The 18,510-nt window shown below is 56.7% G+C and carries 20 protein-coding genes, 1 tRNA gene and 1 riboswitch; of the genes, 14 read left to right on the top strand and 7 right to left on the bottom strand.

Annotation, left to right across the window (positions count from 1 at the left end; all coding sequences use genetic code 11):
- Positions 1 to 23 precede the first annotated feature (23 nt).
- Positions 24 to 1,424, top strand: coding sequence for a MocR-like pyridoxine biosynthesis transcription factor PdxR (gene pdxR / locus QOX26_RS01575; RefSeq protein ID WP_283673130.1), 1,401 nt, complete (start codon positions 24 to 26; stop codon positions 1,422 to 1,424).
- A 38-nt stretch (positions 1,425 to 1,462) separates the two neighbouring features.
- Here the strand turns inward: pdxR and QOX26_RS01570 are convergent, their stop codons facing one another.
- Complete coding sequence (locus QOX26_RS01570; protein ID WP_283673129.1) at positions 1,463 to 2,191, bottom strand: hypothetical protein; 729 nt, start codon at positions 2,189 to 2,191, stop codon at positions 1,463 to 1,465.
- A gap of 59 nt (positions 2,192 to 2,250) precedes the next feature.
- A complete protein-coding gene (locus tag QOX26_RS01565; RefSeq protein WP_283673128.1) occupies positions 2,251 to 3,483 on the bottom strand; it encodes a DNA polymerase Y family protein in 1,233 nt (410 codons plus the stop codon).
- A gap of 88 nt (positions 3,484 to 3,571) precedes the next feature.
- Positions 3,572 to 3,674: riboswitch (TPP riboswitch) on the top strand.
- A gap of 71 nt (positions 3,675 to 3,745) precedes the next feature.
- Between QOX26_RS01565 and thiS the strand changes: the two genes are divergently transcribed.
- The 5 genes from thiS (at position 3,746) to thiC (ending at position 7,941) form a co-directional block, all read left to right on the top strand.
- Entirely contained in the window at positions 3,746 to 3,946 is a 201-nt protein-coding gene (gene thiS / locus QOX26_RS01560) for a sulfur carrier protein ThiS (RefSeq protein ID WP_283673127.1), read from the top strand.
- Positions 3,946 to 4,578 (top strand): sulfur carrier protein ThiS adenylyltransferase ThiF, encoded by a 633-nt coding sequence (thiF, locus tag QOX26_RS01555; RefSeq protein WP_283673126.1) that lies wholly within the window; start codon positions 3,946 to 3,948, stop codon positions 4,576 to 4,578. The genes thiS and thiF overlap by 1 nt, the downstream gene beginning before the upstream one ends.
- Positions 4,579 to 4,638: 60 nt before the next feature.
- Complete coding sequence (locus QOX26_RS01550; RefSeq protein ID WP_283673125.1) at positions 4,639 to 5,403, top strand: thiazole synthase; 765 nt, start codon at positions 4,639 to 4,641, stop codon at positions 5,401 to 5,403.
- Between the two features lie 66 nt (positions 5,404 to 5,469).
- Positions 5,470 to 6,606 carry a 2-iminoacetate synthase ThiH gene (gene thiH / locus QOX26_RS01545; RefSeq protein WP_442870200.1) on the top strand — a complete coding sequence of 379 codons (1,137 nt, stop codon included), beginning with the start codon at positions 5,470 to 5,472 and terminating at the stop codon, positions 6,604 to 6,606.
- Between the two features lie 12 nt (positions 6,607 to 6,618).
- Positions 6,619 to 7,941 carry a phosphomethylpyrimidine synthase ThiC gene (gene thiC / locus QOX26_RS01540; RefSeq protein WP_283673123.1) on the top strand — a complete coding sequence of 441 codons (1,323 nt, stop codon included), beginning with the start codon at positions 6,619 to 6,621 and terminating at the stop codon, positions 7,939 to 7,941.
- Positions 7,942 to 7,984: 43 nt separating this feature from the next.
- Here the strand turns inward: thiC and QOX26_RS01535 are convergent, their stop codons facing one another.
- Positions 7,985 to 8,929, bottom strand: a complete 945-nt coding sequence (locus QOX26_RS01535; RefSeq protein WP_283673122.1) for an AEC family transporter — start codon at positions 8,927 to 8,929, stop codon at positions 7,985 to 7,987.
- Positions 8,930 to 8,977: 48 nt separating this feature from the next.
- Positions 8,978 to 9,418 (bottom strand): MarR family winged helix-turn-helix transcriptional regulator, encoded by a 441-nt coding sequence (locus QOX26_RS01530; RefSeq protein WP_283673121.1) that lies wholly within the window; start codon positions 9,416 to 9,418, stop codon positions 8,978 to 8,980.
- Positions 9,419 to 9,664: 246 nt separating this feature from the next.
- On the opposite strand from QOX26_RS01530, the gene QOX26_RS01525 reads away from it, so the two are divergent.
- Positions 9,665 to 10,489, top strand: a complete 825-nt coding sequence (locus tag QOX26_RS01525) for an undecaprenyl-diphosphate phosphatase (RefSeq protein ID WP_283673120.1) — start codon at positions 9,665 to 9,667, stop codon at positions 10,487 to 10,489.
- 64 nt (positions 10,490 to 10,553) lie between these two features.
- Here the strand turns inward: QOX26_RS01525 and QOX26_RS01520 are convergent.
- Positions 10,554 to 10,627, bottom strand: a tRNA-Gly gene (locus QOX26_RS01520).
- Between the two features lie 141 nt (positions 10,628 to 10,768).
- Here QOX26_RS01520 and QOX26_RS01515 point away from each other — a divergent pair.
- From QOX26_RS01515 to QOX26_RS01500, 4 genes are all read left to right on the top strand, one after another.
- A complete protein-coding gene (locus tag QOX26_RS01515) occupies positions 10,769 to 11,341 on the top strand; it encodes a biotin transporter BioY (RefSeq protein ID WP_283673119.1) in 573 nt (190 codons plus the stop codon).
- A 95-nt stretch (positions 11,342 to 11,436) separates the two neighbouring features.
- On the top strand, positions 11,437 to 12,333 hold the full coding sequence (locus QOX26_RS01510; RefSeq protein WP_283673118.1) for a hypothetical protein: 897 nt from the start codon (positions 11,437 to 11,439) through the stop codon (positions 12,331 to 12,333).
- 6 nt (positions 12,334 to 12,339) lie between these two features.
- Positions 12,340 to 14,103: an S-layer homology domain-containing protein gene (locus QOX26_RS01505; RefSeq protein WP_283673117.1), complete on the top strand. Its 1,764-nt coding sequence runs from the start codon at positions 12,340 to 12,342 to the stop codon at positions 14,101 to 14,103.
- A 218-nt stretch (positions 14,104 to 14,321) separates the two neighbouring features.
- The gene (locus QOX26_RS01500) at positions 14,322 to 15,203 is read left to right on the top strand and encodes a PfkB family carbohydrate kinase (protein ID WP_283673116.1); all 882 of its coding nucleotides are present in this window, start codon (positions 14,322 to 14,324) and stop codon (positions 15,201 to 15,203) included.
- Between the two features lie 43 nt (positions 15,204 to 15,246).
- On the opposite strand, the gene QOX26_RS01495 is transcribed toward QOX26_RS01500, so the two are convergent.
- Entirely contained in the window at positions 15,247 to 15,912 is a 666-nt protein-coding gene (locus QOX26_RS01495) for a glycerophosphodiester phosphodiesterase (protein ID WP_283673115.1), read from the bottom strand.
- 166 nt (positions 15,913 to 16,078) lie between these two features.
- Between QOX26_RS01495 and QOX26_RS01490 the strand changes: the two genes are divergently transcribed.
- The 3 genes from QOX26_RS01490 to QOX26_RS01480 are packed head-to-tail and all read left to right on the top strand — an operon-like array spanning position 16,079 to position 18,269.
- Positions 16,079 to 16,777 (top strand): MgtC/SapB family protein, encoded by a 699-nt coding sequence (locus tag QOX26_RS01490; RefSeq protein ID WP_283673114.1) that lies wholly within the window; start codon positions 16,079 to 16,081, stop codon positions 16,775 to 16,777.
- 11 nt (positions 16,778 to 16,788) lie between these two features.
- On the top strand, positions 16,789 to 17,322 hold the full coding sequence (locus QOX26_RS01485; RefSeq protein ID WP_283673113.1) for a YcxB family protein: 534 nt from the start codon (positions 16,789 to 16,791) through the stop codon (positions 17,320 to 17,322).
- A gap of 14 nt (positions 17,323 to 17,336) precedes the next feature.
- Complete coding sequence (locus QOX26_RS01480; RefSeq protein ID WP_283673112.1) at positions 17,337 to 18,269, top strand: (4Fe-4S)-binding protein; 933 nt, start codon at positions 17,337 to 17,339, stop codon at positions 18,267 to 18,269.
- Positions 18,270 to 18,335: 66 nt separating this feature from the next.
- On the opposite strand, the gene QOX26_RS01475 is transcribed toward QOX26_RS01480, so the two are convergent.
- Entirely contained in the window at positions 18,336 to 18,485 is a 150-nt protein-coding gene (locus QOX26_RS01475) for a hypothetical protein (RefSeq protein ID WP_283673111.1), read from the bottom strand.
- Positions 18,486 to 18,510: the final 25 nt, after the last annotated feature.

Genomic DNA, 18,510 nt, shown 5'->3' with positions numbered 1-18,510 from the left:
ATGCCAGTGCGGAGGGGATTTTTATGCTTACCTATCATTTGGACGCGAAAGCGCCGGTGCCGCTGTATGAGCAGCTGTACCGCGCCGTGCGGGGGGACATCGTTTCCGGCGTGCTTGCCGGCGGGGATCGGCTGCCGAGCAAGCGGCAGTTTGCGGCGCACCTGCGTGTCAGCCAGATTACGGTGGAAACCGCCTACGGCCAGTTGCTTGCCGAGGGATACATCGTTTCTGAGCCGCGGCGGGGCTATTTTGTGCAGCGCCTGTCCGCCCCTGCTGCGCCCAAGCCGCCTGCAAAATCGGAGCAGCAGCCCGTTTCGCGTGCGGCAGACGACTGCGTTTTTGACTTTCGCACCAACATCGTCGATACGGACTGCTTTCCGTTTTCCACGTGGGCGCGGCTGTCCCGCAGCGTGCTGAGCGAGTATTCCGAGCGTTTGCTGCGTGCTGCCGTCCCGCAGGGCGCTGCCGAGCTGCGGGAGCAAATTCGGCGGTATTTGTATGATTTTCGCGGAATTGATGTGTCAGCGGAGCGAATTCTGATCGGCGCGGGTTCGGAATACCTGATTCATCTGGTCATTGAGCTGCTCGGGCGCGGGCGGGTCTATGCGCTCGAAAATCCGGGCTACCGCAAGCTGTATCAGATTTTCGGCAACAACGGTGCGACCGTGCGGCCGCTGCCGCTCGACGGGGACGGTCTGCGTGCCGATGCGCTGCGGAAAAGTGACGCCTCGGCGGTCTATCTGACGCCGTCGCACCATTTTCCGCTCGGTCTGGTCATGCCTGCCGCACGGCGCATGGAGCTGCTGCGCTGGGCTGCCGAAGCCGAGAATCGATACATTATTGAGGACGATTATGACAGTGAGTTCCGCTATTCCTCCCGCCCAATTCCCGCTCTCAAAGAGCTTGACCATGCTGACCGCGTGATATACGTCAACACCTTTGCAAAAAGCCTTGCACCTTCGCTGCGCATCGGTTATCTGGTGCTGCCCGACCGGCTGATGGCGCAGTATCGGGAGCGGTTTTCGCTCTATTCGTCCACCGTGCCCAGCTTTGAGCAGCATACGCTAGCGGAGTTTATGCGCACAGGCGGCTTTGAGCGCCATATCAGCCGCAGCCGAAAGGTGTATCAGCAGCGGCGTGACGCACTGCTTGCGGCGCTTGCAAAGGAATTGTCGGGCGTACCGTATACGGTTGCGGGCGCGGAAGCAGGACTGCATATTTTGCTGACGGTGGAAAACGGCATGAACGAACAAACGCTCATCGAGCGCGCCCGGGCACAAGGCGTGCGGGTGTATGGCTTGTCGGGTTATTTTACCCCGCCGGCAAAGCCGCCGCGTGCAACGCTCGTGCTCGGCTATGCGGGTCTGACCGAAGGACAGATCGCGCAGGCGGTGCGCCTGTTGGGTGACGCCTGGCGCAGTTAAACAGAAAAACCGCCGCACAGCTGTGCGGCGGTTTTTCATTATTCCTTCGGCTTGGCGGCAGCCTTACGCCGTTTGCGGCGGAGGAACACGCCGAGCAGCACAATCGCGAAAACAATCACAATCAGGGGCGTAAAGTCGGTCTCGGTCGCAACGCTTGCATCGGCGCGGAAGGCCGCGCTCCGCACAACGGAGAGCAGCGTCTGCTCCATTTCGTCGGTAAACGCGCCGCTTTTCGGCTCAAGGAGTGTGAAATGCACTCCTCGACCGCCGACGACTGTCGCATACTGTATGACGGGCGGAGTGGTGGTATCGCCGGTAGAGCCGGTCAGCTCAATGCGCATAAACTTCGCCGCGGGATTTTCGGTGTAAAGCGTAATCGGTTTGCAGGATACACCGTTCTTTTCGTAGGCAGCGACCAGATTTTCGGCCATTTTGGTCAGTTCTTCGTCGGAAAGCTGGAGATATTCGACCTCCCCGCGCGTGCGCGAGTCCTCAAATACGTTGACAACGACCGAATAGCTCTGATCGGGCGCAATCGCCTGCAGCACGATGTTGTTGTCCTTGAGCGTCTGCATGCAAGCATCGTAAGTAAAGCCGAACTGGGCAAGCTGGGGTGCGGAGGGGTCCATTTCCTGTGTAAACACGCCGAAATCTTCGGGTACATCCACCGAAAGACCAATCGAATCCACCGAAACATGCTGTCCGGCCGCAAAGGCGGGCACAATCAGCAAAAGCGCTGTCAGCAGGGTGCAGAGTTTTCTTTTCATACAGTCCTCTCCCTATTCCGTTTGCTCTTATTCTACCTGTTTTTTCCGCGCTTTTCAAGTCATGTTCCGTCGGGCGGTTCATTCTCTCCCTTTTTGTGCTGCTTTTTGACCGTGTGGCCGTAGAGCACCGCATCCTGTCCGAAGCGCTGACGCAGTGCGTCCATCGCGCGATCCAGTTTTTCGTGCTTCTCGATTTTCTGCACGCTGCCCGCACCGTCGAACAGCGAAAGCTGCTCGCCCGCCTCGTCCGCCGGCAGCAGGTTTGCGGCCGTCACCGTCAACATGCGCACGGCTTTGTCCGGCCGCCAGTGCGCGCGCAGCAGTTTCATCGAGGTGTCGAGCAGTACGCGCGTCGAGTCGGTCGGGCGGGGCAGCGTCACCTGACGCGAGCGGTTCTTAAAATCCGGATCGCGGATGAGCAGCTGTACGGTCTGGCATTTCAGGTGGTGCGCCCGCAGCCGCCGCCCGACATTGTCGCACAGCGCGGTCAGACCCATGCGAAATTCCTCCTCACCCAGCAGATTGCGGGGGAAGGTCATGCCGTTGCCGACCGATTTCGGGGCGTGCTCCTCATAAAACGAATGCACGCGCTCGTTGTCCTCGCCGCGGGCGTAGCGCAGCACGGTGTCTCCGGCTTTGCCGAACACGCTGTGGACGAACGCCGCGTCGCAGGCGGCCAGTTCACCGATGGTGTGTACGCCGAGGTCGCCGAGCCGCTTGGCCACGCGCGGGCCGACAAAGAGCAGCGTATTCGCCGGCAGCGGCCAGACCAGCTCGCGGTAGTTTTCACGGGTGAACAGGGTGGTGGCATCCGGCTTTTTATAATCGCTGCCGAGCTTTGCAAACGCGCGGTTCCAGGACACGCCGACCGAGATGCTCAGCCCGATTTCCGTCTTCATGCGCTGCCGCAGTTCATTTGCAATCTGCTCGCCCGTGCCGAACAGGTGCAGCGAGCCGGTCACATCCAGAAAGGATTCGTCAATGCCGAACGGGTCGACCAAATCGGTGTATTGCAGGTAAAGCTCGTTGCAGCGGCGCGAAAACTTGACGTATTCCTCGCGGTGCGGTCGCACGAGCGTCAGCTCCGGGCATTTTCGCTTGGCCTGCCAGATGGTTTCGGCTGTCTGCACGCCGAAGGCCTTGGCCTTCTCGTTTTTGGCCAGAATGATGCCGTGGCGGCTTTCAGGATCGCCGCAGACCGCCATCGGCCCTGCCGCAAGCTCCGGGCGCAGCGCAGTCTCGACCGAGGCGAAAAATGAGTTGCAGTCACAGTGCAAAATCGTTCGATCCATTGCACACCCTCCTTTGCGAACATATGTTTCTTTTATTATAACCGTTTAAATGGGGCTTGACAAGGGGGAACGTGCTGGCGTATACTGAAGTCGCAAGCAGGGGTGCCGCGATGAACGGCTGAGAGGGCGAGAGCCTAACCCTTTGAACCTGTTGGTTAGCACCATCGTAGGGAAGCTGTCGCATCTTGAATTTACGTGATTTTGTATGCTCCGGTTTTACCGATTTTGGTGAAACCGGAGTTTTTTTGTTGCGAAAAGAGGAATGGAAATGAAAGTAAACGGACGGGAACAGCCGCGAAACGGCCTGGAAACCGTGCTGGCGCTGCTCGAATCGCTCGGCCATGACCCGCAGCGCGTCGCGGTGGAGAAGAACGGACAGATTGTGCCGCGCGCGTCGTTCAGGCAGGAAGCACTGTGCGAGGACGATGCGATTGAAATCGTGTGCTTTGTGGGTGGCGGCTGATGCTGACACGGGAAGAACTGCACGCCGCGCTCGTTGAACGGCACGGTGCGGACATCCAGCACAAGCTCGACAACGCCTGTGTCGGCATCGCGGGGCTGGGCGGTCTGGGGTCGAATATCGCGGTGCATCTGGCGCGGCTCGGCGTGGGCAAGCTGGTGCTCGTCGATTTTGACGTGGTCGATGTGACCAATTTAAACCGTCAGCATTACACGATGAGGGATTTGGGTATTCCCAAAACGGTTGCGTTACAGGAACAACTGGAAGCAATCAATCCGTACTTATATTACGAAGCGTATACAGAACGTGTCATTCCTGCCAACGCCGTGCGGCTGTTTGAGGGATGTGATTTGGTTTGCGAAGCCTTTGACCGTGCCGATCAAAAGGCAATGCTGATTGAAACGCTGCTGAACGCCTGTCCGGACATGCCCATTGTTTCGGGCAGCGGCATGGCGGGCGACGGCTCGCCGAACGATATTATGACGCGCCGCCGGTTTGCCAACCTGTATGTCTGCGGTGACGGCGAGAGCGACGTGGCCAGCGGACTGGGGCTGATGGCCCCGCGCGTTGCACTCTGCGCTGCGCATCAGGCGACCACCGCGCTGCGGCTTATTTTAGGCAAGCGAAACCCTTAAGGCGACACCGCTCAATTGCAGCTTCGGTGCTGCCTAAACATAGAAAGGACTGTTCCCAACATGCAAGACAAGCTCATTCTCGGCGGGCACGAATTTTCCTCCCGTTTCATCCTCGGCTCGGGCAAGTATTCGCTCGATTTGATCAATGCGGCGGTGCAGCACGCAGACGCGCAGATCATCACGCTCGCCCTGCGCCGCGCCAATGAAGGCGGCACAGCCAATATCCTCGACTACATTCCGGAGGGCGTGACGCTGCTGCCCAACACCTCGGGCGCGCGCAATGCGGAGGAAGCGGTGCGCATCGCCCGCCTGTCGCGCGAATGCGGCTGCGGCGATTTTGTCAAGATTGAAATCATGCGCGACTCCAAATACCTGCTGCCGGACAATCAGGAGACCATTCACGCAACCGAAATTCTGGCGGACGAAGGCTTCGTGGTCATGCCGTATATGTATCCCGACCTGAACGTCGCACGCGATCTGGTCAACGCGGGCGCGGCCTGTGTCATGCCGCTCGGCGCGCCGATCGGCACCAACAAGGGACTGGCAACGCGGGAGTTCATCCAGATTCTCATCAACGAAATCGACCTGCCGATTATTGTCGACGCAGGCATCGGCCGACCCTCACAGGCGTGCGAAGCGATGGAGATGGGCGCGGCTGCCGTCATGGCAAACACCGCCATCGCCACCGCGGGCGACATTCCCGCGATGGCAGAGGCGTTTAAAAAGGCAATTGAAGCGGGCCGCGCGGCGTATCTCTCCGGACTTGGCCGGGTGCGGGAAACCGCATCCGCGTCCTCGCCGCTGACCGGCTTTTTGCAGGACTGAGGGGGCGCTGCTACGATGAAAGATGAAGTAATCGGCGCGCGGTACATCACCCGCGAGACCAGCCACATGGAGTATCAGACCGGCATGGACGACATCGGCTCGGAAGTGCAGGACGAGGTCATTTCCCGCATGAACGCCGAAGAATTTGACCGCTACACCGCCGCCGACGTGCGCCGTGCCCTGGGCAGGGACGTGCTCTCGCCCGAGGATTTTGCAGCGCTGCTGTCACAAGCCGCTTTTCCCTTTTTGGAGCAGATGGCGAGCCGCGCACAGGCAGAGACGCGCAAGCACTTCGGCAACTCGGTACAGATGTTCACGCCGCTTTACATTGCAAATTACTGTGAAAACTACTGCATTTACTGCGGCTTCAACTGTCACAACAAGATTCGCCGCGCGAAGCTCGACATGGACGAAATCGAGCGGGAGCTGAAGGCCATCGCGGCGAGCGGCCTGCAGGAGCTGCTGCTGCTGACCGGCGAGAGCCGTTCCATGTCGCCTGTTTCCTATATCGGCGAAGCGGTGCGGCTGGCACGCAAGTATTTCCGTGTCATCGGCGTGGAGATTTATCCGCTCAACGTCGATGAATACGCCTATCTGCACGAGTGCGGCGTGGATTATGTGACCGTGTTTCAGGAGACCTACGATTCGGATAAGTACGAAACCCTGCATCTGGGCGGGCACAAGCGGATTTTCCCCTATCGGCTGAACGCGCAGGAGCGTGCGCTGCAGGGCGGCATTCGCGGCGTTGGCTTTGCGGCGCTTTTGGGGCTGTCCGACTTCCGCCGCGACGCATTTGCGACCGGCCTGCACGCTTATCTGCTGCAGCGGAAGTATCCGCACGCGGAAATCGCCTTTTCCTGTCCGCGCCTGCGCCCAATTATCAACAACGACAAGATTAACCCCAAGGACGTGCACGAGCCGCAGCTCTTGCAGGTGATTTGCGCGTACCGCATTTTCATGCCCTTTGCGTCCATTACGATTTCCACGCGTGAGCGTGCGGGCTTCCGCGACAACGTGATCGGTATTGCCGCGACCAAGATTTCCGCGGGCGTATCGACCGGCATCGGCGAGCACAGCGAGGACAACGCGGACAAGGGCGATGCACAGTTTGAAATTTCGGACGGCCGCACGGTCGATGAAGTCTATCAGGCCATTGAGCAACAAGGTTTACAGCCTGTTATGGCCGACTATTTATATGTATAAAGGAGCAGTACAATGAGAAACTACGCGACTCAGATGGATGCCGCCAAGCGCGGCATTGTGACCCCGGAGATGGAGACCGTCGCCAAGAAGGAAGGCCGCACCACTGCATATATTATGGAGCGCGTTGCCAAGGGCACGATTGCGATTCCGGCGAATATCAACCACAAAAGCCTGTCGGCTGAGGCAGTCGGCGACGGCACACGCGTGAAAATCAATGTAAACCTCGGTATTTCTGGCGACTGCAAGGATTACGAGATGGAAATGGGCAAGGTCAAAATGGCCATCGATATGGGTGCAGAGTCCATTATGGATTTGTCCAACTACGGCAAGACGAATACTTTCCGTAATAAATTGATTGAATATTCCTCTGCGATGATTGGCACTGTGCCGATGTATGATGCAATCGGCTATCTGGAAAAGGATTTGCTTGAAATCACCGCCGCGGATTTCCTCAAGGTGGTCGAGGCGCACGCCAAGGAAGGCGTGGACTTTATGACCATTCACGCGGGTATCAACCGCCGCGCGGTAGAGACCTTCATGCGCGAGGGACGCAAGATGAACATCGTGTCCCGCGGCGGCTCGCTGCTGTTTGCATGGATGCAGATGACGGGCAACGAAAACCCCTTCTTTGAGTTTTATGACGACGTACTCGAAATTCTGCGCCGCTACGATGTGACCATCTCGCTCGGCGACGCGCTGCGCCCCGGCTGCATCGACGATGCGTCCGACGCAGGCCAGATTACCGAGCTGATCGAGCTGGGCAACCTCACCCGCCGCGCGTGGGATAAGGATGTGCAGGTCATGGTCGAAGGCCCGGGACACATGGCAATGAACGAAATTACGGCCAACATGGTCATGCAGAAGCGCATTTGCCACGGTGCACCGTTCTACGTGCTCGGCCCCCTCGTGACCGATATCGCACCCGGCTACGATCACATCACTTCGGCCATCGGCGGCGCAATCGCGGCGCAGGCCGGTGCAAACTTCCTGTGCTATGTGACGCCGGCAGAGCATCTGCGTCTGCCCGATTTGGACGACGTGCGCGAGGGCATCGTCGCCTCCAAGATTGCGGCGCACGCGGCCGACATCGCGCTCGGACTGCCGGGTGCGCGCGATCGTGATAATGCGATGGCTGACGCCCGTCACAAGCTCGACTGGCCGGCGCAGTTCGCGCTTGCGCTCGATCCCGAGAAGGCGGAGCGCTTCTACAATCAGGTTCCGCCGACCGAGCGCCACACCTGTTCGATGTGCGGCAAGATGTGCGCAGTACGCACGACCAACCTGATTCTCGAAGGCAAAAAGGTTGAGTTCTGCTCGGAAAACGGTAGTTGCTGACGAAAAACTCAAACAGCCTCCCGAATACATCGGGAGGCTGTTTTTATATCATTCCGGTCACGCGCATCAGATAGAGCGCAAGGGTCAGTGTGAAGGCGGACAGCGCGGTCGACAGCACGATAATTGAGGAGGAAAGCCGGTAATCGCCGTCCATGTTTTTGGCCATGATGTAGCCGCTGACCGTACTCGGCGCGCCGAACAGAATCAGCAGGGCGACGGCGGCCTGCCCGCGAAAACCCAGCATCCAGCCGAGCGGCAGAAAGACGGCGGGCATCACAATCAGCTTAATGAGCGTCGCCATGCAGGTCGGCTTCAACTTTTGGATGGCCTTTGCGCCCTCGAAACCTGCGCCAATGCTCAGCAGGGCAAGCGGCGTGCCGCAGACGGCCAGACTGTCGATGGTGCGGGCGGCGATGGTCGGCAGCTCGATGCCGAGCAGAGAAAAGGGGAGTCCGGCCAAAATGCCGAGGATGATCGGGTTGGTGATGATATTGCCCAGCGTGCGCGAAACCACACCATGCGACTGCGTTTCCCGCGGCGCGGTGACCGAGAGCACAAGGACAGAGTAAATATTGTACAGCGGCACGGTCGCAACAATCATCAGCGGCACAAAGCCTGCTTCGCCGTACAGATTCTGCACAAAGGCCACACCCAGCACGGCCTGTGAACTGCGGAACGCGCCCTGTGTGAACGCGCCGACCATGTGTTTGTCGGGCAGCGTTTTGGCGGCAAACAGCCAGCTTGCGAAGAAGCATACCGTCGTCGCGCCGGCGCAGAAGAGGAAAAAACGCAGATTGAACTGCTCGGTGATGCGTCCTGCCGCGATGTCGCGAAACAGCAGCACAGGCAGCAGCACCTTAAAGACCAATCGATCAATCGCGGCGGCGGTTTCGCCCGGAAAGAAGCCGCGCCGCCGAAGCAGATAGCCCAGCAGGATGACTGCAAAAATCGGCACAGTGGCCTGCAGGCAAAAAATCAGGTTGCTCATTGGGTTCCTCCAAAAGAACGCTCCGCCGGGGTCGGCGGAGCGGTGTTATTACGTTTCCTGCTGAAGGAAGAAGTCCTGCAGCGTTTCCAGACTCTTCCCCAGAATCGCGGTCTGCTCGGGGGTGAGCGTTTCGATGATGGACTCAATCATCCGCTCGTGAAACGCCTTGTGGTATTCGTAGGCCGCGCGTCCCTTGTCGGTCAGCGTGATGTTGACAACGCGCCGGTCGGTCTTGTCGCGCGTGCGGCAGACCAGGTCCTTAGTCTCCAGCTTGTCGCAGGCGACGGTCAGCGTCGCGAGCGTCACGCCGATGGATTTGGCAACCTCGCTCATGCGGATTGGCTCCATATCACCAATCTTCTCAATAATGTGAATTTCGGTGATGGAGATGGAGTTGCCCAGACCGGCGGCCATGGCACGTTCCTCTATTTTGTTGACGCGGCCGAACATATCGACCAGAAAAGAATTGATTTGTTCCGAACCGGGCATGTCGTCGCGCCGCCTTTCAATTAATTTATCTAACTAAATACTAACATAGGAAACGGAAAAACACAAGGAAAAGGTAGACAATCCGTTTCAATAGGTGAAACGATGGGAGGGCGGGCGGCGAGACTTGCGCGGATAGCGGTTGATTTCCGGTGCAATTCGTGTTTTAATCAGATTATGTCTTTTCATTGATTGCGGCGATGAAAGCGCAGAGAGCGATATCAGTTAGGACAGAGAGGATAGCAGACAATGAATTTTATCGAAATTTTAAAGGTAATTTTTCTCGGCATTGTAGAGGGTATTACCGAATGGCTCCCAATCAGCAGCACCGGACACATGCTGCTCGTGGATGAATTTCTCCACATGAACATGAGCGACGCGTTTAAGGATATGTTTTTCGTGGTCATACAGCTAGGCGCGATTCTGGCCGTGGTTGTGATGTTCTGGAAGCGGATGTTCCCGTTCCAGTTTCATGACAAGGCAAAGCCGGTGGTGCGGAAGGATATTTTTTCGCTCTGGTTTAAGGTCGTGGTTGCCTGCATTCCGGGCGCGATTGTGACGATTTTGTTTGACGATTATATTGAGGCGCATCTGCATACGCCGGTTGTGATTGCCGCGATGCTGATTTTGTACGGCATTGCCTTTATTTTGATTGAGGATTGGAACAAGACGCGCACCGCGCGTGTGACGCGATTGTCCGATATTACCTATCAGACCGCGCTGGCAATCGGTATGTTTCAGGTGCTGTCGATCATTCCGGGCACCTCACGTTCGGGTGCGACCATCATCGGTGCGCTGCTCATCGGCGTATCGCGCGTGGCCGCGGCGGAATTCACGTTCTTTTTGGCGGTGCCGGTCATGTTTGGACTGAGCGCACTGAAAATGCTGAAATTCGGCTTTCACTTTACGGGAGCGGAGTTTATGACATTGATTCTTGGCATGGTGGTGGCGTTCGTTGTATCGGTGCTGGTCATCAAGTTCCTGATGAGCTATATCAAAAAGCACGATTTCAAGGTTTTTGGCTGGTATCGAATCATATTGGGCGTCATCGTTTTGGCCGTGTTCCTGCTCTAATCAATCGCAGGGACAGAGGACGCTGTATAAAACAAAAAGCACCGCTTGAGCGGTGCTTTCTCTTTGGAGCGGATGATGGGAGTCGAACCCACCTATGCAGCTTGGGAAGCTGCCGTTCTACCGATGAACTACACCCGCATGTACTTTTCTATTGTATGGCGCTTTTGTGCGTTTGTCAAGATATTCAAGCGACGTTAACCGGAAATATAATTCCGGTTGACGATTCCGGGAGGTTATGGTAAACTGTCACCAGACAAGCGAAAGCGAGGACTGCAAGCCATGAAAAAGCCGATTTCCACCCGTATGCTGGTGCTGTGCGCCCTGTTTACCGCGCTGATTGCGGTGGGTGCATTTCTGCGCGTGCCCATTCCGGTATGGCCGTTCACGCTGCAATTCCTGTTCGCCAATCTGGCGGCGCTGCTGCTTGGGCGAAGATACGGCACGATCGCCTGTGCGGCGTATATCGTGTTGGGACTGCTCGGGCTGCCAATCTTCACCAAAGGCGGCGGCCCGCAGTATATCTTTGAGCCGACCTTTGGCTGTATCCTCGGCTTTGTACTGGGCGCGTTTGCGGCGGGAACGGTCGTGCGGCACGCCAAAAAAAGCGGATTTGGTGTTTATCTTGCCGCGGGTCTGGTCAATATGGCTTGCGTTTACGCACTCGGTGTGGCATGGTTTTACGCCGTCAAATCGTTTTACCTGCACGACCCGATTGGTGTATGGCCGCTGTTCCTGACCTGCTTTCTGCCGACCATCGGGGTGGATGTGGTCAAGTGTGTGGTTTCCGCGTTGCTTGCGGTGCGGCTGGTACCGATTGTCGGCCAGCAGTCTCCGCCGATGCAGGCCGAATAAATGGAAGGGAGACGAGAACACTCGTCTCTTTTCTTTTATTCCGGGGAATGCTATAATAAAACTATTAGTAAAAACGTGTAGGGAAAGGAATACTTATGTCAAAAAAACAAACATCCGGACAACCCAAAGAACGTTGGTCGATGCACACTCGCCGTCGCCTGACCATTCGCGGCGTGTTGTCCTTCTTTATTTTAATGACGATGATTCGCTCGGCCTTCATGCATCGATATGAAAATGTGTTCGTATGCGTGCTGTCGCTCGTGCTGTTCTGTGTGCCGATGCTGATGGAAAAGCACCTGTCCATCGACATCCCGCCGCTGATGGAGGCCATCATCTACTGCTTCATTTTTGCGGCTGAAATTCTGGGTGAAATTAATTCGTTTTATACCATTATCCCCGGGTGGGATACCATGCTGCACACCATCAACGGCTTCCTCGTCGCGGCGGTCGGCTTTGCATTGGTCGATTTGTGCAACCGCAGCGAGCGGTTTTCCTTTAAACTATCCCCGCTGTTTTTGGCAATCGTGGCATTTTGCTTTTCGATGACGGTTGGTGTGCTGTGGGAGTTTTTTGAATTTGGCATGGATCAGTTCTTCGCCACCGATATGCAGAAGGACTTCCTTGTGACCACGGTCAACTCCGTGCTGCTCAATCCGAGCGGACTGAACACCGTGGTGCATGAGCCGATTCAAAGCGTGGTTGTCAACGGGCAGGACTGGATGCAGTTCCCTGGCGGCTATATCGATATCGGCCTAATTGATACGATGAAGGATTTGTTGGTGAACTTTGTCGGCGCCGTGGTTTTTTCGATTATCGGCTTTTTCTATGTCAAAACACGCGGCAAGGGCAAGCTGGCCGCTTCGCTGATCCCGGTTGTCGTTGGGCAGGAGCACGAGAGTTCTGATGCTGCGGAAGAAATTTCTCCTGAAGATACGGAACAAATGGCGGATGAGGTCCGTCCAAATGAGCAAGAGAATCTGAAAGGGGAATAACATTCCATGAAAACAAGACTCACCAGCGCGGCACTCGCCGCACTGATGGCCGCCACTGCGCTGCCGGTATCGGCGTGCGCCGCGGAACTTGATACAAGCAACCCGAAAACACCGGCCTTCAACACGACCGACCATATGCAGTACATGGATGGCTATGCCGACGGCACCTTCCGTCCCGATGCGACGATTACGCGCGCCGAAGCATGCAAGCTGATTGCCGGTCTGCTTGCGGAAAAAAATGCAGGTGGCGATTACCTGTTCTCCGACGTGGAGGCTTCCGCATGGTATGCCGAAGCAATCAGCCAGATGACCGGCTTCTCGCTGCTTTCGGGCTATGCCGACGGCACGTTCCAGCCGGACGCACCGATTACCCGCGCCGAATTTGCCACGATTTTGTCGCGTTTTCCGCATAAGGACATTGCTTCAACTGAGAGCTTTTCCGATGTGACCCGCGCACACTGGGCGTATGACGCCATTCAGGTCGCGCTGGGCAACGGCTGGGTCGGCGGCTATGCAGACGGCACGTTTAAGCCCGATGCATTTATCACCCGCGCCGAAGCAGTGACGCTGCTTAACCGCGTGCTCGGCCGTCAGGGCGACGCCTCGATGGCTGCAACCGGTGACGGTATCCGCATCATGCCGGATGTGCCGAGTTCGCACTGGGCATATCTTGCGATGATTGAAGCAACGACCGACCACAAATATGAAATGACGGACAACTTTGAACGTTGGACAACCTTTGATAAGGAGACGACCACGCTGGCACCCGGCTGGCACAACGTTCTTGGTGAGCTGTTCCATGTAAACGACAGCAAGCAGTTTGACAAAAGCACGACGGTGGACGGAATTGAACTGAATCAGGACGGCCGCTTTACCACCGGCTCGGAAAAGCTGGACACGCTGCTGACCGCGGTTGCGACGAAGGTGGTAAAGTCCGAGATGACGCAGATGGAAAAGCTGCGCGCCATGTACGATTACGCCAAGGAGCACTTCGGCTATCTCGGCATCGGCACGGTCGATACGACGATTCCCGGCTGGCAGATTGAGCAGGCCACCAATATGCTGACAAACGGCAAGGGCAACTGCTATTCTTGGGCCTCGGGCTTCACCTATCTGGCGCGTCAGGTTGGCTTTGACGCAAAGGCAATCGCGGGCACGGGCGTTTCGCCCAAGGGCAACGAATCGGTGCACGCTTGGACGGAAATTACCATCGACGGCACGGCCTACACCTTCGATCCGCAGATTGAGAGCATTTATGCTTCCCGCTATAATGAGCACTATGATTTGTTCATGAAAAAGTACGGCGAATCCGAATGGGGCTACAAGGCGGATGAAAACAGCACGCAGCCGGGCGATCAGATTGAGGCGGACGCAGCGCTGTCCGCGCTGCTCGATAAGGTGTATGAGGGTGTTGAGACCAACGGCCCCACCAACCGCACGCCGCTTTACAAGGGCATGGGCGCGGACGGAATGTCCTACCAGCTCAGCTACTTCCTCGGTTCGAACGACCTGCCGATTGAAGCAGGCCTTGCGTCTGAGGGCATGATTACCTCATATGCGCACTCGGTCGTTGTCGCCCGCATGAAGGACGGCACGGACATGGAAGCGGTTAAAAAGACCATTCGCGAAACCTGCGATCCGTACAAGTGGATTTGCGTTGGCGTAAGCGATGAAAATGTTCTGGTAGAGAACGTCGGAAACGTTGTCATTTTGATTATGGACAACGATAATGCGCAAAAACTGCTCAAAAACTTCAAATCAGCTCTGTAAGGGCTTTCAAAAGTAAAAAGGCGGTGCGAAAGCACCGCCTTTTTACATATATTGCCCAAAAAACAGCCTTGTAAAGTTTGAATTTTATGGTATAATAGCCGCAAGGCGACTGTTTTACAATGATACCATCAGCAGCGCATGTCGTGCGGTTGGGGCGAAAAACCCGCAGGACACTGCTGGTATCATGTTGCCATATTATTTGACAGGAGAGATATGGAATGGGCAAACACTATGACACGTTGGTCGTCGGACCGATCTCGCTGGATATCAACATCGATTATCAAGAAAATGAAGAGCGGGAAATCGGCGGCGCAGTCGTGCAGTCCGGCTGGGCGGCAGCGCGCAGCGGCGCGGAAACGGCGATTTTCACCAAGCTGAGCAGCGCGGACGCAGATGCGGAGCAAATTTTTGCAGGCTCGGGCGCGGATGTGTTCAGTAAGGATGCGCCGCGGACAACCTCTATCCACAATAAATACTTTACAGCCGATAAAGAGCGCCGCGAATGCCGTGCGCTGGGTCAGTGCGAGCCGTTTACCTTTGACGAGCTGCCCGACATCGATACCTCGATTTACCACTTCGCAGGCCTGATGGTCGGTGATTTCGGCGCGGAGCTGATTCGTAAGGCAAGCGAAAAGGGCGCAGTTGCGGTCGACGTGCAATGCCTGCTGCGCACGGTCATGCCCGATGGCTCGATGCAGTTCTTCGATTATGCCGAAAAGAAGGACGTGTTCCCGTACATTACTTACCTCAAGACCGACGCGGCTGAGGCTGAGATTTTGACCGGTCTGTCCGACCGCTTTGAAGCTGCCAAGGTGCTGTATTCCTACGGCGCGAAGGAAATCATGATTTCGCATAACACCGAGATGCTGGTTTACGACGGTAAGGACTTTTACACCAGTCCGGTCAAGGCGCGCAGTCTGGTTGGCCGCTCCGGCCGCGGCGATACGACCTTTGCCGGCTATCTGGTTGAGCGTCTGCATGCGCCGGTCGGCGAAGCGCTGCAGTATGCGACCGCACTGGTCTCGCTCAAGATGGAGACCCCCGGCCCCTTCAAGGGCGACCGGCAGCAGGTGCTGGACTACATCAAGGAATTTTATTAAAATGAAAAAAGAGGAGGCCGAACGGCTTCCTCTTTGCTCTTTCTTATGCGCGCAGTGCGAGCAGCTCCTTGGGGCGGCGGGTCGTAATATTGAACACGTCCCGTGCAAAGAAATGCGGCGCTTCGTTTGCGGACTCAATCGTCCAGACCGAAGCGTTCACACCGTGCTCGCGCAGCGCGGACAGGAATTCATCCGGACAGCACCAGTAAAACACGTTGAGCACGCTGACACCGCAGGCGATGCAGGCTTTGGCAGCCTCTTCACCGCAGGCACGGTATTCCCCCTCCAGCATACGCGGGTAAAATCGGTCGACAACCTCCTCCGCATTGAGCAGGGGGACGGCGTGTCCGAGCGCGGAACGGTTATTTTTCAGGATAGCGGGTGATACTGTTCCCGAAAGATAAATCCCATTATCCGGGCAGAGTGACGCATGCAGCGCGCACACGGCTTCTTCCAGTCCGGCATCCTTTAGGTCATAGTTCAGACCGATGTGCGGATACGCTGCGGCAAGCGCGCAGACCTCGTGTAGCGTGGGGCATCCGGGATAGGCACCGGTGGTATCCACATCATGGTTGATAACGAGGACGCTGTCGGCGCGGCGGTGCACGTCGATTTCGAAGGCGTCCGGGCCGAGTTCGAGCGCGTACCGAACGTAATCGAGCGAGTTATCGGGCGTGCCGTCACATCCGGAGTGAGCGGTAATGAGCATAAATTTGCACTTCCTTCCAGCCTTAGGCTGAGTTCTACTGCTATTCTAACGGATACATCGTAGAAATGCAAGACACAGTATCTTGTGCGTCGGGGGCAAATATGTTATACTGGTGCAAAGGTTTTCGCAGAGCGATTTTGAAACGTTGTAGAGGAGACAAAACAGCATGGGACAAATCACACTGGTTGATATTACACTGCGCCTGCTTGCGGCAATGGCGGTGGGTTTTTTTGTCGGCGGACAGCGTGCCCGCACGGCACATCCGGCCGGTCTGCGCACGCATATGCTGGTGGCGCTCGGCGCGTGTGTGGTGATGATTACCGGCTCTTTGCTGTATTATGATACCAACACCATGTTCGGCACCGGCCCCGACCCCGCGCGTTTGGGTGCGCAGGTCATTTCGGGCGTCGGCTTTCTGGGTGCGGGCACGATTATGAAGGAAGGCTTTTCCGTGCGCGGCCTGACAACAGCGGCGAGCCTGTGGTCGGTCGCCTGCCTGGGTCTTGCGGCCGGCATGGGGTATTACTGGCTGACGCTGCTCGGCGGCATTGCGATTTTTCTGACACTCATCGCGTTCGACAGCATTCAGCACGCGGTTCGCTACGGCAAGCGTCCTGAACTGGATATTCAGCTGGAATGCGAGCATATGTCCGAGGTTCTGGTCGCGGTTGACGAATTGGCGGATCGCCACTTTGCCTCGCTGGTCGATTTGTCCTTTGGACGCACTTCGCACAATACATATATCATCAGCTTCCGCGCGAACTTTCCCGCGAAGAATTATGAGTTTGCGCAGTCGCAGTTTACACAGTCGCTGGCGGCTGTGCCCGGCATCGTATCCATGGAAAACCGCAACGACAACGCCTGAGAAGGAGCTTTATGCAGATGCATTATACCATTACGCCGGATGATTATGTGGCGTTTAACCTGTTTCTTGCAAAACGTGACCCCGCCTATCGCCGCCGCGTGCGTGCGCTGCAGGTCGGCGGGGCAGCCGCTGTGCTCGCGCTTGGTGTTATTGTCGGTTTCATGCGCGGCGGTGTGACGCTTGCGGGCATGGCGCTTTTCGTCATTGTAGCCGCGCTCTTCGTGGTCTACGTACCGTCGCAGGCCAAATCGAGCTTGGACAAGCAGGTGAATCTTGCGCTGGAGCAGGTCGAAAATAACGCATGCGGAGACAAGCAGATCGATTTGCTGACAGACGGCCTTCGCCTGACCGACAAGGAGGGTGAGACTCGCTTTCCGTTCGACCGCATTGTACATGTCGAACGAACAGCGTCCCATTTATTTATTCTGACCGCAGAAAAAGATGCGATTACCGTGCCGCTCGCCGCATTTGAGGATGTGGATGACGCACAGAATTTCTACAGCACGCTGTGCAAAGAAGCAGGCGTGACTGCGCATAGTGCATAGGAGGAGTAAGAAAAATGGCAATTCATCCAAACGACATCGCTCGTGTCAAGGCGATGGGTTTTCTGCAAAACCGCGGTACGGAGCAGTTTTCCGGCCGCATTGTTCCGGCAGGCAGCGTATTCACGGCGGACGATTTGAAAACGGTGGCAGAGATTGCAGACCGCTTTGGTAACGGCAAAATTGCGTTTACCACCCGTCTCACCGCGGAAATCGTCGGCATTTCGTATGATAAAATCGACGAAGCTGTCGCCTATGCTGAGGCGCACGGTCTGTATTTTGGCGGCACCGGGGCGAAGGTTCGTCCGGTGGCGGCCTGCAAGGGCACGACCTGCATTTATGGTAACTACGATACGCAGGCGCTCGGCAAAGAGCTGCATGAAAAATACTATCTTGGTTGGGATGCAGTCAAGCTGCCGCATAAGTTTAAGATTGCAGTTGGCGGCTGTCCGAACAGCTGCATGAAGCCCAGCCTGAATGATTTCGGCATTGAGGGACACCGCGCACCGGTGTTTGATGAAGAGAAATGCCGCGGCTGTAAGGTTTGCCAGATTGAGAAGCGCTGCCCGATGAAGGCGGCAAAGCTGACCGACGGCAAGCTCGCGATTGATCCGGAAATCTGCAAAACCTGCGGCGTGTGTGGCGATAAGTGCCCCTTCGGCGCGGTCGCGCATGAGGAAAATGTGCGGTATCAAATCTTTGTCGGCGGCACGTGGGGCAAGCATACCCGGGTCGGCACGCCGCTGTCGCGTCTGATCACGCGGGAAGAGATTTTCCCCATTCTTGAGAAGACCATGCTGTGGTTTAAGGACAATGCGTACCAGAAGGAGCGTCTGGGCGCGGCGATTGACCGCGTGGGCGCAGACAAACTGGAATCTGCTTTGTGGAGCGATGAGCTGTTTGCCCGTAAGGATGAAATCCTCGCGGCTGAGGTCAAGCAGCGTCCGTAATCTGTGCATGAAAAAAGCCTCCCCGAAAGGGGAGGCTTTTTCGCGCAAAGCGGAAATAGGAGTGAATTATTCGGGGATTGGGGCGGTTTCTTCGGCCTGCTGTGCGGCAGTGGTCAAACTGTCGAGAATCGTGGTCGAGCAGCCGCGGGAGGGGCGGCGGGTGTCAAAGGCGGGATTGAAAGCATAGTAGTTTTTCGCGTCCAGATTGTCCTGCACAACGCGAAGCGCATCGCCGAACTGG

This window comes from Butyricicoccus sp. Marseille-Q5471 (assembly GCF_951230135.1).
Classification (GTDB): Bacteria; Bacillota; Clostridia; order Oscillospirales; family Butyricicoccaceae; genus Agathobaculum.
Note: the sequence above shows the minus strand (reverse complement) of the source record. Positions and strands in the feature narration are given on the sequence as shown.

Excerpts from the sequence above, each read along its gene's own strand:
- pdxR (WP_283673130.1), top strand. The coding sequence starts at position 24 with ATGCTTACCTATCATTTGGACGCGAAAGCGCCGGTGCCGCTGTATGAG.
- QOX26_RS01570 (WP_283673129.1), bottom strand. The coding sequence starts at position 2,191 with ATGAAAAGAAAACTCTGCACCCTGCTGACAGCGCTTTTGCTGATTGTG.
- QOX26_RS01565 (WP_283673128.1), bottom strand. The coding sequence starts at position 3,483 with ATGGATCGAACGATTTTGCACTGTGACTGCAACTCATTTTTCGCCTCG.
- thiS (WP_283673127.1), top strand. The coding sequence starts at position 3,746 with ATGGAAATGAAAGTAAACGGACGGGAACAGCCGCGAAACGGCCTGGAA.
- thiF (WP_283673126.1), top strand. The coding sequence starts at position 3,946 with ATGCTGACACGGGAAGAACTGCACGCCGCGCTCGTTGAACGGCACGGT.
- QOX26_RS01550 (WP_283673125.1), top strand. The coding sequence starts at position 4,639 with ATGCAAGACAAGCTCATTCTCGGCGGGCACGAATTTTCCTCCCGTTTC.
- thiH (WP_442870200.1), top strand. The coding sequence starts at position 5,470 with ATGGAGTATCAGACCGGCATGGACGACATCGGCTCGGAAGTGCAGGAC.
- thiC (WP_283673123.1), top strand. The coding sequence starts at position 6,619 with ATGAGAAACTACGCGACTCAGATGGATGCCGCCAAGCGCGGCATTGTG.
- QOX26_RS01535 (WP_283673122.1), bottom strand. The coding sequence starts at position 8,929 with ATGAGCAACCTGATTTTTTGCCTGCAGGCCACTGTGCCGATTTTTGCA.
- QOX26_RS01530 (WP_283673121.1), bottom strand. The coding sequence starts at position 9,418 with ATGCCCGGTTCGGAACAAATCAATTCTTTTCTGGTCGATATGTTCGGC.
- QOX26_RS01525 (WP_283673120.1), top strand. The coding sequence starts at position 9,665 with ATGAATTTTATCGAAATTTTAAAGGTAATTTTTCTCGGCATTGTAGAG.
- QOX26_RS01515 (WP_283673119.1), top strand. The coding sequence starts at position 10,769 with ATGAAAAAGCCGATTTCCACCCGTATGCTGGTGCTGTGCGCCCTGTTT.
- QOX26_RS01510 (WP_283673118.1), top strand. The coding sequence starts at position 11,437 with ATGTCAAAAAAACAAACATCCGGACAACCCAAAGAACGTTGGTCGATG.
- QOX26_RS01505 (WP_283673117.1), top strand. The coding sequence starts at position 12,340 with ATGAAAACAAGACTCACCAGCGCGGCACTCGCCGCACTGATGGCCGCC.
- QOX26_RS01500 (WP_283673116.1), top strand. The coding sequence starts at position 14,322 with ATGGGCAAACACTATGACACGTTGGTCGTCGGACCGATCTCGCTGGAT.
- QOX26_RS01495 (WP_283673115.1), bottom strand. The coding sequence starts at position 15,912 with ATGCTCATTACCGCTCACTCCGGATGTGACGGCACGCCCGATAACTCG.
- QOX26_RS01490 (WP_283673114.1), top strand. The coding sequence starts at position 16,079 with ATGGGACAAATCACACTGGTTGATATTACACTGCGCCTGCTTGCGGCA.
- QOX26_RS01485 (WP_283673113.1), top strand. The coding sequence starts at position 16,789 with ATGCAGATGCATTATACCATTACGCCGGATGATTATGTGGCGTTTAAC.
- QOX26_RS01480 (WP_283673112.1), top strand. The coding sequence starts at position 17,337 with ATGGCAATTCATCCAAACGACATCGCTCGTGTCAAGGCGATGGGTTTT.